At 72.2% G+C, this 10,823-nt stretch carries 11 protein-coding genes and 1 pseudogene; 4 read left to right on the top strand and 8 right to left on the bottom strand.

Annotated features, from left to right (window positions below; all coding sequences use genetic code 11):
- Positions 1-88: 88 nt before the first annotated feature.
- Genes ACIO1C_RS19535 through ACIO1C_RS19545 form a run of 3 tightly spaced genes read right to left on the bottom strand, consistent with a single transcriptional unit; the run spans position 89 to position 3,107 of the window.
- Entirely contained in the window at positions 89-994 is a 906-nt protein-coding gene (locus tag ACIO1C_RS19535; protein ID WP_401865113.1) for an ABC transporter ATP-binding protein, read from the bottom strand.
- Positions 991-2,073, bottom strand: a complete 1,083-nt coding sequence (locus ACIO1C_RS19540; RefSeq protein WP_401865116.1) for a FecCD family ABC transporter permease — start codon at positions 2,071-2,073, stop codon at positions 991-993. The genes ACIO1C_RS19535 and ACIO1C_RS19540 overlap by 4 nt, the downstream gene beginning before the upstream one ends.
- On the bottom strand, positions 2,070-3,107 hold the full coding sequence (locus ACIO1C_RS19545) for a FecCD family ABC transporter permease (RefSeq protein WP_401865119.1): 1,038 nt from the start codon (positions 3,105-3,107) through the stop codon (positions 2,070-2,072). The genes ACIO1C_RS19540 and ACIO1C_RS19545 overlap by 4 nt, the downstream gene beginning before the upstream one ends.
- Before the next feature lie 130 nt (positions 3,108-3,237).
- Here ACIO1C_RS19545 and ACIO1C_RS19550 point away from each other — a divergent pair, with 130 nt between their 5' ends.
- Entirely contained in the window at positions 3,238-3,948 is a 711-nt protein-coding gene (locus tag ACIO1C_RS19550; RefSeq protein ID WP_401865122.1) for an HAD family hydrolase, read from the top strand.
- Here the strand turns inward: ACIO1C_RS19550 and ACIO1C_RS19555 are convergent.
- Positions 3,861-4,205 carry a hypothetical protein gene (locus ACIO1C_RS19555; RefSeq protein ID WP_401865124.1) on the bottom strand — a complete coding sequence of 115 codons (345 nt, stop codon included), beginning with the start codon at positions 4,203-4,205 and terminating at the stop codon, positions 3,861-3,863. The two genes, ACIO1C_RS19550 and ACIO1C_RS19555, sit on opposite strands and share 88 nt — an antisense overlap.
- 189 nt (positions 4,206-4,394) lie before the next feature.
- Here ACIO1C_RS19555 and ACIO1C_RS19560 point away from each other — a divergent pair, with 189 nt between their 5' ends.
- Complete coding sequence (locus tag ACIO1C_RS19560) at positions 4,395-4,778, top strand: cold-shock protein (RefSeq protein ID WP_388340140.1); 384 nt, start codon at positions 4,395-4,397, stop codon at positions 4,776-4,778.
- Between the two features lie 31 nt (positions 4,779-4,809).
- Here the strand turns inward: ACIO1C_RS19560 and ACIO1C_RS19565 are convergent, their stop codons facing one another.
- From ACIO1C_RS19565 to ACIO1C_RS19580, 4 genes are all read right to left on the bottom strand, one after another.
- Positions 4,810-5,697: a 1,4-dihydroxy-6-naphthoate synthase gene (locus tag ACIO1C_RS19565; protein ID WP_401865127.1), complete on the bottom strand. Its 888-nt coding sequence runs from the start codon at positions 5,695-5,697 to the stop codon at positions 4,810-4,812.
- A complete protein-coding gene (locus tag ACIO1C_RS19570; protein ID WP_401865130.1) occupies positions 5,694-6,446 on the bottom strand; it encodes a futalosine hydrolase in 753 nt (250 codons plus the stop codon). The genes ACIO1C_RS19565 and ACIO1C_RS19570 overlap by 4 nt, the downstream gene beginning before the upstream one ends.
- A 114-nt stretch (positions 6,447-6,560) precedes the next feature.
- Entirely contained in the window at positions 6,561-7,049 is a 489-nt protein-coding gene (locus ACIO1C_RS19575) for a DUF2771 domain-containing protein (RefSeq protein ID WP_401865132.1), read from the bottom strand.
- 123 nt (positions 7,050-7,172) lie between these two features.
- Entirely contained in the window at positions 7,173-8,525 is a 1,353-nt protein-coding gene (locus ACIO1C_RS19580) for an MFS transporter (protein ID WP_401865135.1), read from the bottom strand.
- Between the two features lie 621 nt (positions 8,526-9,146).
- On the opposite strand from ACIO1C_RS19580, the gene ACIO1C_RS19585 reads away from it, so the two are divergent.
- Positions 9,147-10,058: a DUF3027 domain-containing protein gene (locus tag ACIO1C_RS19585; RefSeq protein ID WP_401865138.1), complete on the top strand. Its 912-nt coding sequence runs from the start codon at positions 9,147-9,149 to the stop codon at positions 10,056-10,058.
- A 492-nt stretch (positions 10,059-10,550) separates the two neighbouring features.
- Positions 10,551-10,768: pseudogene (locus tag ACIO1C_RS19590) on the top strand (UTRA domain-containing protein); the annotation flags it as partial.
- Positions 10,769-10,823: the final 55 nt, after the last annotated feature.

The raw sequence follows: 10,823 nt of genomic DNA on the forward strand, positions 1-10,823 counted from the left end.
TCCACACCAAACCCGGAAGGCCCTCACCCGTTCAAGATCCCACCGCAGTGATCACCATCACCGCACCCAACCTCCGTGGACAGAACACCTAGGGCGTGTCCGCCCGACCCTGGGCTTCCGCCCGTCCTGGGGCCTCGGGCCGGCCTTGACCCTCCGCCAGGTCCGGACCCTCCGCCCGGTCCGGACCCTCCGGCCGGTACGGGCCCTCCGGCCGGTACGGCGCTCCCGGCACCACCAACGGCGAGCCCGTCACCGGGTCCGGGACCACCACCGACTCCAGGCCGAAGACCTCCCGTACCAGTTCCGCCGTCACCACCGCCCGGGGCTCGCCCTCCGCCACGATGCGGCCCTCCTTCATCGCGACCAGGTGGTCCGCGTACCGGGCCGCCTGGTTGAGGTCGTGCAGGACGATCACGACCGTGCGGCCCTGTTCGTGGTTGAGGCGGCGTACCAGGTCCAGGACCTCCACCTGGTGCGCGATGTCCAGGAACGTCGTCGGTTCGTCCAGCAGCAGCAGGTCCGTCTCCTGCGCCAGCGCCATCGCGATCCACACCCGCTGCCGCTGGCCCCCCGACAGCTCGTCCACCGACCGGTCCGCGAGCGCCGTCACGTCCGTACGCTCCATCGCGTCCGTCACCGCGCGCTCGTCCGCGTCCGACCACTGCCGCCACCAGGCCTGGTGCGGCTGCCGGCCGCGCGACACCAGGTCCGCGACCGTGATCGCCTCCGGCGCGACCGGCGACTGCGGCAGCAGGCCGATCGACTGCGCGATCCGCTTCGTCGGGATCCGTGACAGCTCCTCGCCGTCCAGCAGCACCGCCCCGCCCCGGGGCTTCAACAGCCGCCCCAGCGCCCGCAGCGTCGTGGACTTGCCGCACGCGTTCGGGCCGACGATCACCGTCACCCGCCCGTCGGGGACGGCCAGTTCCAGCTCGTGGACGACCGTACGGTCCTCGTACGCGAGTGTCAGATCCCGTGCGACGAGCCTGCTCATGCGGTGCCTCCTGCGGTACGGCTTCGAACGATCAACCAGATCAAGTACGGCGCGCCCACCGCCGCCGTCAGCACCCCCACCGGCAGCTCCGTCGGCGAGAACAGCTTCCTGGCCAGCAGATCCGCCAGGACGACGATCACCGCGCCCATCAGCGCCGAGCACAGCAGCGGGATCTGCGCGGTACGGGTCACGCGCCGCGCGATCTGCGGCGCCAGCAGCGCCACGAAGTCCACCGGGCCCGCCGCCCCCGTCGCCACCGACGCCAGGACCACGCCCAGCAGCACCAGGCCGAGCCGGGTGCCCCCGAGCCGTACCCCCAGCGCCGTCGCCGTGTCGTCGTCCAGGGACACCGACCGCTGCGCGTACGCGGCCCACGCCATCGCCGGCAGCAGCGCCAGCAGCACCCAGCCGAGCGGCGTGGCCTCCTCCCAGCCCCGCCCGTTGAGCGAACCGGTCATCCACACCTGCGCCTGCTGGGCGACCAGATAGTCGCCCTTCGTCAGGAACAGCGTCGTCACCGACCGCAGCGCGATCGCGAACCCGATGCCGATCAGCACAAACCGCGTCGCGTGCAGCCCGCCGCGCCACGCGAAGACGTACACCAGCGCCGCCGCCGCGATCCCGCCGACGACCGACAGGTACGGCAGAGCCGCGTACGACGTGACGCCGAACGTCATCGCCCCCACCGTCAGCGCGCCCGCGCCCTGGCTGATGCCGATGATGTCCGGACTGGCCAGCGGATTGCGGGCGACCGTCTGGATCAGCGCGCCCGCGACCCCGAACGCCAGCCCCACGAACAGTCCCGTCACCATGCGCGGCAGCCGCAGCGTCCCGACGACCAGTTCGTCCGGCGACGGCTGCCCGAGGATCACCTTCAGGACTTCGGACGGCGGTACGAAGCTCTCGCCCACACTCAGGTACGTCACGCAGACGACCGCCAGCAGCACGGCCAGCCCCACCGCTGCCCCGGCCGCGCGCCGGTGCAGCAGGAACGATCCCCGTCCGGCCCGTACGAGCGCGTACCCGGCCGGGCGCGCCCCGCCCGCCCGGGGGCGGGCCTTCTCCACGACCGCCGTCATGCCGGCACCGCCTTCCGGCGTACGAGAGCGACCAGGAACGGCACGCCGAGCAGCGCCGTCATCACCCCCGCCGGGACCTCGCCCGGCGGGAAGACGATCCGGCCGAGCACGTCCGACACCAGCAGCATCACCGGGCCGATCAGCGCGGCCATCGGCAGCAGCCAGCGGTGGTCGGTCCCGACGATCGCACGGGCGATGTGCGGGACGGCGAGACCGACAAACGCGATCGGACCGGCCGCCGCCACCCCCGCGCCGGTCAGCACGGTCGCGCCGAGCCCGCCCAGGATGCGTACCGCCGCGACGTTCTGGCCCAGGCCCTTCGCCACGTCCTCGCCCAGGGCCAGCGCGTCCAGGCCGCGCGCCACGGACACCACCAGCACGGCGCCCAGCAGCAGGAACGGCCAGATCTGGTTCACCACGTCGGTGTCCCGTCCGGCGAGCGACCCGACCTGCCAGAAGCGGAACTCGTCCAGCGTCGCCGCGTCCGTGGTCAGCACCCCCTGGGTCACCGACACCAGCAGCGCGTTGATCGCGGCGCCCCCGAGGGCGAGCTTGATCGGGGTGGCCCCGCCCCGCCCACTGGACGCGATCGCGTACACCGCGACCGACGCCAGCGCCGCGCCCGCGAAGGCGAACCACACGTACCCCGAGAGGGTGTGCACGCCGACGACCGAGATGGCCAGGACCACACCCACCGAGGAGCCCTGGCTGATCCCGAGGATGCCCGGGTCGGCGATGGGGTTGCGGGTGATGCCCTGGAGGACGGTGCCCGCGAGGGCGAGCGCGGCGCCCACCATCAGCCCGATCAGCGTGCGCGGCACGCGCAGGTGCCGTACGACCTCGGCGTCGTCGCTGTGCCCGCCGTGCAGGAGCGCGTCGACCACGGCGGAGGGGGCGATGGCGCGGGCGCCCACCGCGAGGCTCAGCAGGACCGCGACGAGGAGCGCGACGACGGCGGCGGCCGTCCAGCCGATACGGCGGGTGACCAGGGCGCGTCTGGTACGGGGGGTCGGCGGGGCGGCGGCGGCCGGCATCGGAACCAATCGGGAGGCGTGAGGGGTGAGCAGGGGGCTTGGTGGGCGGTGGGCGGTGGCGGTGGGCGTAAGGATGGTTAGGCTTGGCTAAGTCTAAGCAGCCCTTTCCAGCCACCCACGGCCGGGCACAATGGCCCCCATGTCCTCCCTCACCCCGCCGCCCGCGCTCACCGTCGGCTTCGACCTCGACATGACCCTGGTCGACTCACGCCCCGGCATCCGCGCCGCCTTCCTGGCGCTCTCCGCCGAGACCGGCGTCCCGATCGACGCCGACCTCGCGATCACCCGGCTCGGGCCGCCGCTCGAACTGGAGCTGGCGCACTGGTTCCCCGAGGACCGGATCGCCGAAGTGGGCGACCGTTACCGGGAGATCTATCCCGCCTTCGCCATCGCCCCCTCGACGGCCCTGCCCGGCGCGCGGGAGGCCGTCGCCGCCGTCCAGGCGTCGGGCGGCCGGGCGATCGTCGTCACCGCGAAGTTCGAGCCGAACGCCAAGCTCCACCTCGCGCACCTCGGCATCGAGCCCGACGAGGTCGTCGGCTCGCTGTGGGCGGAGGCCAAGGCGGAGGCGCTGCGCGCGCACGGGGCGGCGGTCTACGTGGGCGACCACACGGGCGATGTACGGGGGGCCCGGGCGGCGGGCGCGCTCTCCGTCGCCGTACCGACCGGGCCGTGCGACGAGGCGGAGCTGCGCGCGGCGGGGGCCGATGTGGTCCTGGCGGACCTCACGGCGTTTCCCGCGTGGCTGCGTACCTACGCGGCCGGGGTGGCGGAGGCCGGGCCCGGCGCGGAGCCGGAAGCTGCCTCGGACGCGGCCTCGGAAGCCGCCGACCTGGCCTGACGGCGCTGGGCCGCCACCGAACGCAGCACCCCCGCGCCCGCGATGAGGAACCCGACACCCATCAGCATGCTGACGAGGTAGGCGGCGGTCGGGAACGGGCGGGTGTCGAAGAACAGGGGCGCCACGGTGGCCAGCGTGGCCACGGCGCCGACGATGAAGACGATCGCGCCGATCCGGACCAGGCCGTCGCCGGGGCCGGCCTCGTCCGCCGCGCCGGACGCGGGAGTGGCCGTGCGGGGTGCAGGAGTAGCAGTCACGCCACCAGGGTAGTTCCCTGCGGAACAGGAGCTGACAGGAACCGACCGGCAACGTCTTGTCACCGGCGCCTGGACCACTAGCCTTGGGGGTGGCGGGTCAGGCGACCCGCTGTAGTGCTATTCAGACCCGTTGCAGACCCGTTTTTCGCGCGCACCAGCGCACCGATGAGTACGAGGACGAGGACAGACGTGCCTACCGGCAAGGTGAAGTGGTTCAACAGCGAGAAGGGCTTCGGCTTTCTCTCCCGTGACGACGGCGGCGACGTCTTCGTTCACTCGTCGGTCCTCCCTGCCGGAGTCGACGCACTCAAGCCCGGCCAGCGCGTGGAGTTCGGAGTAGTCGCCGGTCAACGCGGAGACCAGGCGCTGTCGGTGACGGTCCTCGACCCGACGCCCTCGGTCGCCGCGGCCCAGCGCCGCAAGCCCGACGAACTGGCCTCGATCGTCCAGGATCTGACGACGCTTCTGGAGAACATCACCCCGATGCTGGAGCGCGGCCGGTACCCCGACAAGGCCAACGGGTCGAAGATCGCGGGCCTGTTGCGGGCGGTGGCGGACCAACTGGACGTGTGACGGGGCGGGAGCACCGGAGTGCACCACCCGCTCAGGCGAACCGCAGCGCGTCGTGGCGGAGGGGCGGTACGAGCCCCTCGGCCGCGGCGCGCGTGAGCAGCCCGCGCACCGCCGCGTACCCGTCCTCGCCGAGGTCGGCGGTGAACTCGTTGACGTACAGGCCGATGTGCTGGTCGGCGACCGCCGGGTCCATCTCCTGGGAGTGCTCCAGGACGTACGCCCTGGACACCTCGGGATCGTCCCACGCCATTCGTACGGACGTACGGGCCGCGTCCGCCAGTCGGCGGAGGGTCTCGTCGCCCAGCGAGCGCTTCGCGATGATCGCGCCGAGCGGGATCGGCAGCCCCGTCGTGGACTCCCAGTGCGCGCCCATGTCGGCGAGGCGGTGCAGCCCGTAGTTCTGGTACGTGAACCGCGCCTCGTGGATGACCAGGCCCGCGTCCACCTTGCCGTCCCGTACCGCCGGCATGATCTCGTGGAACGGCAGGACGACGATCTCGCCCACCCCGCCCGGGACCACCTCGGCCGCCCACAGCCGGAACAGCAGGTAGGCGGTGGAGCGTTCGCTCGGTACGGCGACGGTCTTGCCGGTGAGGTCGGTGCCCGGCTCCTTCGTCAGCACCAGCGGCCCGCAGCCCCGGCCGAGCGCGCCGCCGCAGGGCAGGAGCGCGTACTCGTCGAGGACGTACGGCAGGACGGCGTACGAGACCTTGAGGATGTCGAACTCGCCGCGCTCCGCCATGCCGTTGGTGATGTCGATGTCGGCGAAGGTGACGTCGAGCCCGGGCGCGCCGGGCACCCGGCCGTGGGCCCAGGCCTCGAAGACGAAGGTGTCGTTGGGGCAGGGCGAGTACGCGATGTCGAGCGGGCGGGCGGCTGTGGGGCCGGCCTCGGTGGCGGACTGAGGCTGTGACGTCATGACGACTCCTCGAAGACGGGGGTGAGCGCGGCGAACGCGTACCGCAGCGCGTCCATCGCGGGGCCGATCTCCCAGGCGTCCCGGTCGCGCGGACCGACCGCGTTCGAGACGGCCCGGATCTCCAGACAGGGGATCTCGTGCCCCGAGGCCGCCTCCGCGACACCGAACCCCTCCATCGCCTCGGCGGCGGCGCGCGGGTGACGGCGGGTCAGCTCGGCCGCGCGGGCGGCCGTACCGGTCACGGTGGAGACGGTGAGGACCGGCGCGAGGGCCACCCGGACCGCGGGATCGGCGGCCAGCAGCTTCGCCACCCGGCCCGAGAGCGCGGGGGCGGGGCGGTGGACCGTACGGCCGAAGCCCAGTTCGTCGACCGGCACATAGCCGTCGGGGGTCTCGGCGCCCAGGTCGGCGGCGACGATCGCGTCGGAGACGACGAGCGAGCCGAGGGGCGCGTGTGGCGCGAAACCGCCGCCGATGCCGGTCGAGACGACCAGGTCGTACGGCGGGTCGTACGTGGAGAACGCCAGCGCGGTCGCCGTGGCCGCCGCGGACGCGGCCGGGCCGACCCCGCCCACCAGGACGTCCACGACCGGTATCTGCACGGACGCCGGACGCGGCATGTACTGGGCGTGGCCCCGCAACTCGTACCCGCCCGTCATCTCCCGCAGCCCGAGGGCGGTGAATCCGGCGAGTCCGGCGACGACGGCGTCCGCCTCGGCCGCCACCGCCGTCACTACGAGGACGTGCATGGCGGGGGCCTCCGGCGGGTCGGCTTCGGCGTCCGGGACAGGGTCGGGAGGTCGGACAAGGGCAGGAGGTCTTCCTGAATCAGGAGGTCTGCCCGAGTCAGGAGGTTTCCTGAATCAGGAGGTCTTCTTGAAGGTGAAGTTCCACACGCCGCTGAACGACTTGCCGTCGATCTTCAGGAAGCTGACCTGGCGTGTCGTGGGCGCGGGCTGGCCCGTCTGCGGGTCGGGGGCGAAGAACTCGGCGCCCGTCATCGTGCGGTACGTCTTCTTGGTCGGCTCGTCGAAGACCGGCGTGCCGTCGACGATGACGGCCCAGCTGTGGTCCGCGATGGACGGCTCGACGCCGAGGTGGACCTCGTCGGTGGAGTTCACCTTGACGGTGTTCTCCGCCTTCCGCTTCACGCAGTTCAGGAGGTCCTTCTGCGCGATGGCCCTGCCGTCGTTGTAGCAGTTCGCCCCGCTGTTCCACGAGTCGTCGCCGACGGTCACGGTCGCGAGCGGCGTCGGCTTGTCACAGGCGGCGAGGACGAGGAGTCCGGCGGACACAGCGCCGAGGGCGACGCCGGCCCGGCGGCCCCTACCAGAGAAGAACGCAACGGTCATGGGCCGAAGGTTATCGGTCGCCGGAGTCCGCGCCGCGCCGGGGGCGGGCATGCCGGGCGGGCGCGGCCCCTCTCGTTACCCCTGCCGCCATTCCTCTCGTCACCCCTGCCGCCACTCCTCTCGTCACTTCTGCTGTCCGAGGTGCTGGGCCGGGGCGGGTCGCGACGTGCGGATCAGCCCCCGTACCGCCGCCAGCGCGCCGAGCCCCATGATGCCCGCGGCGACGGACATGCCCAGTGAGCCGTTCAGCGGCAGGGCGATGCCGATCGCGCCGCCCACCACCCAGGACATCTGGAGCAGCGTCTCGGAGCGCGCGAAGGCGGACGTACGGACCTCTTCCGGTACGTCCCGCTGGATCGTCGCGTCCAGCGACAGCTTCGACAGGGCCTGCGTGAGCCCCGCCACCGCGCCCAGCACGGCCACGGCAAGACCGCCGAAGAACACGGCGGCGAAGATCGCCGCCGTGAGGGCGAGCCCCAGCATCGTGGCGATGATCAGCTCGGGCCCGCGCGACTTGAGCAGCGAGCCCACCGCCGTACCCAGCGCGTTGCCCACCCCGGCCGAGACGCCCACGATGCCCAGGGAGACGGCGGCGCTCTGCCCCGCGAGGGGGTGCTCGCGCAGCAGGAAGGCGAGGAAGAAGGTCAGGAAGCCGGACAGGGCGCGGTGGGAGGCGTTCGCCTGGAGCCCGTGCAGGACGGAGGGCCCCACGGACCGCAGACTCGGTCGCTTCTCGCCGTGCCGTACCAGCTGAGCCTTCCGCTCGCCCTTCGCCGAGTCGACCTTGGGCGGCAGGGTGAACGCCAGGATCGTGCCGCCGATGAAGATCAGGCACGCGCCGTACAGCGGCCACTGCGGTCCGACGATCTGGAGTCCCGCGCCGATCGGGGCCGCGACACCGGTGGCCAGCAGCCCGGCGAGGGTCACCCGGGAGTTGGCCCGTACGAGGGAGAAGTTCGGGGGCAGGAGGCGCGGTACGACGGCGCTGCGGACCACCCCGTACGCCTTGGAGGCGACGAGTACGCCCAGGGCAGCCGGATACAGCTCAAGACCGCCGGTGGCCACGAACGTGGACATGGCGATGGCGAGGATGGCCCGGGTCAGCATGGCGGCGGCCATCGCGGCGCGCCGGCCGTGCGGGACCCGGTCGAGGAGGGGGCCGATGACGGGGGCGAGCAGGGTGAAGGGCGCCATCGTGACGGCGAGGTAGAGGGCGACGCGGCCGCGTGCCTCGTCGGTCGGTACGGAGAAGAAGACGGTCGAGGCGAGGGCGACGGTGATCATGACGTCACCGGCGCCGTTCACGGCGTGCAGCTCGATCAGCTTGCCGAGCCCGGACTCACCCGCTCCGTGCGCGTGGGTGGCCCTGCGGATGCCCCGCGCGGAGGCGGTGAACGGCAGGCGCAGGGCATGACCGACAGCCCGCCCCGTCTTGCGGAGCGGGCCGGCGTCGTCGGACGACCTTGCGGCTGCCACCCCGTCATAGTGCCCCACCCACAGGGGAAGCGAACCGATCCTGTCCATGACGGGGCCGTGACAGTGCCATGACGGAGGAGCGGGGGGTGTCACCGTGGGTGTCACCGTGGGTGTCACCGTGGGTGTCACCGTGGGGGCGGACGGTGTTCATCCGGTCACGCGGGCGGGCTTTGCCGGGGCGGGGCGGTGTGGTTCATGCTGAGGAGGCGTGGCTGATGCTGAGCCGGGGTGGCGCATGCTGAGCGGCGTGGCTCACGCTGAATCGGGGATTCCGGGCTGACGCGCCGAAAACTCTCGGAGTGGGCCGAAATTCGCCGCAACCCGCCTCCGGCCCGGCCCCGCCAGGGTTACGGCATTGTTGCGGTGTGGCTGGAAGTGCGGGAAAGACGGCGTGCAGGTGGGCGGGGGGCGAGAGAGGGGGTAGCGTGCGTAGCGCGCCACCGGCGGTTATTCTCGGCCGCGCGCCTCTTCGTCATCCCGCAGAATGGATGACGGTAGGTGTGCCCGGGAAGAGGTCGGGCGTGGACGTCGATGCGGCCCTCTGGTCCGCTCCGCCCTCGGCTCGTACATCGCTACTCGGCCGGCGCACCCGTGAGACGGCGTAGGAGAGAAGCGAGACCTGTGAGTGCTGCGACGACGCGAAGCCGAACCCCTGACCGTCTGTGCGCCGAGGCGGTAGACCTCGCCCGGTCGGCTGCCGAGGAGGCGGCCTTCCCCGGTGTTGTCGGGGAACATGTGACGGCGGTGGCGGACGGGGACAGGGTCGTCACCCACTTCTTCGAGTGCAAGGAGCCCGGCTACCGCGGCTGGCGCTGGGCGGTGACGGTCACCCGCGCGTCCCGCGCGAAGCTCGTCACGCTCGACGAGACGGTGCTGCTGCCGGGCCCGGACTCCCTGCTGGCACCCGAATGGGTGCCGTGGAGCGAACGGCTCCGTCCCGGCGACATGGGCCCCGGGGACCTGCTGCCGACCGAGGCGGAGGATCTGCGGCTGGAGCCCGGGTACAACGCGGAGGAGTCGGCGCCGCCGAACTCGGTGGTGGCGTCGGGGGTGACGCCGCAGAACCTGGCGGACCTGGTCGAGGCGGAGGCGCCCGAGTGGGCGCCGGATTCGGAGCGGCCGTCGGAACTGTCGCCGGAGTCGTCTCCCGGTTCGCCGTCCGGTACGGCGCGGGGGACGATCGCCGCGGTGGCGGAGGAGCTCGGGATGCGCCGGGCGCGGGTGCTGTCCCGGTACGGGCTGCACCTGGCGGCGGACCGCTGGGACGAGAGTTTCGGCGCGAAGACACCGATGGCGCAGGCGGCGCCGGCGCCGTGCGTGTCGTGCGGGTTCCTGCTGCCGCTGGCGGGTTCGCTGAGGCAGGCGTTCGGGGTCTGCGCGAACGAGTTCTCGCCGGCGGACGGGCATGTGGTGTCGCTGGCGTACGGCTGCGGGGGCCACTCGGAGGCGGCGGTCATGCCACCACCGCTGCGGCCGTTGCCGCCGGTGATGGACTCGATGGCGACGGACGCGTTTCCGCTGGGCCACTCGTAGGCGGCCTGGCGGCCGGGCTTTTTGTCCTCAATCGCCGGACGGGCTTGATTTTGCCCGCTGCGGGCCGGGTTTTTGGGTGCGGGTTGTTGCCGGGGGCCGGGCAGGGGTCGTGTCCTGCACTGCATGTTTTACGTCGCGTTCAGCGGGTCGTTTTAGCAACGTTCGCCATGCGACACAAAACACGCTCTACGTTCCGGACACGACCCCTGCCCGTCCCCCTTCCCGGCCCGCGCCAAAACAACCCGGCGCGCGCCGGCCGTCCCATGCGCCGCGTGCAGATGCCGGCGCAGCAAGACGCGACGGTCGGTCGCTTCACTCAATGCGTCCTCGCCTAAGGCGAGTTGTTCCGCCCACCACCAGTCGTCACACTCGCCGCAGTCGGCCGCTGGGAGGGATGGCGCGGAGGCCATGTCGACGGCTGCCGCAACGTTGCCCGCATGACGGCGCGGCGGGCTCTCGGGGTTCTTCAGAACGAGGGTCTCGCCGCGAGCCGCAAGGGTGTCGGCGCTGGCGACTTCGTATCTGCACTTCCGCGAGGAGATCCGGTCGCGCATGCCGACTCAGGTTGAGGCCGAGCGACTGGGGCTGTCGGTGGGGACCCCGGTGATTCTTGTGTGTCGTACCGCGTTCACCGCTGAGGGGCTGGCCGTTGAGGTCAATGAGATGACCTTGACTCTGCGTCGTACGTTCTGAAGTACGACTTCGACGCGTCGGTCAGGAGTCGCTGGTCATTCGCCGGCTGCTTCCCTGAGCCCGCCCCCGGGC

It is taken from the genome of Streptomyces sp. NPDC087420 (assembly GCF_044744165.1).
In the GTDB taxonomy this organism is placed as follows: domain Bacteria; phylum Actinomycetota; class Actinomycetes; order Streptomycetales; family Streptomycetaceae; genus Streptomyces.

Bases quoted from the DNA above. Each gene is read 5' to 3' on its own strand.
- ACIO1C_RS19535 (WP_401865113.1), bottom strand. From the start codon at position 994: ATGAGCAGGCTCGTCGCACGGGATCTGACACTCGCGTACGAGGACCGT.
- ACIO1C_RS19540 (WP_401865116.1), bottom strand. From the start codon at position 2,073: ATGACGGCGGTCGTGGAGAAGGCCCGCCCCCGGGCGGGCGGGGCGCGC.
- ACIO1C_RS19545 (WP_401865119.1), bottom strand. From the start codon at position 3,107: ATGCCGGCCGCCGCCGCCCCGCCGACCCCCCGTACCAGACGCGCCCTG.
- ACIO1C_RS19550 (WP_401865122.1), top strand. From the start codon at position 3,238: ATGGCCCCCATGTCCTCCCTCACCCCGCCGCCCGCGCTCACCGTCGGC.
- ACIO1C_RS19565 (WP_401865127.1), bottom strand. From the start codon at position 5,697: ATGACGTCACAGCCTCAGTCCGCCACCGAGGCCGGCCCCACAGCCGCC.
- ACIO1C_RS19570 (WP_401865130.1), bottom strand. From the start codon at position 6,446: ATGCACGTCCTCGTAGTGACGGCGGTGGCGGCCGAGGCGGACGCCGTC.
- ACIO1C_RS19575 (WP_401865132.1), bottom strand. From the start codon at position 7,049: ATGACCGTTGCGTTCTTCTCTGGTAGGGGCCGCCGGGCCGGCGTCGCC.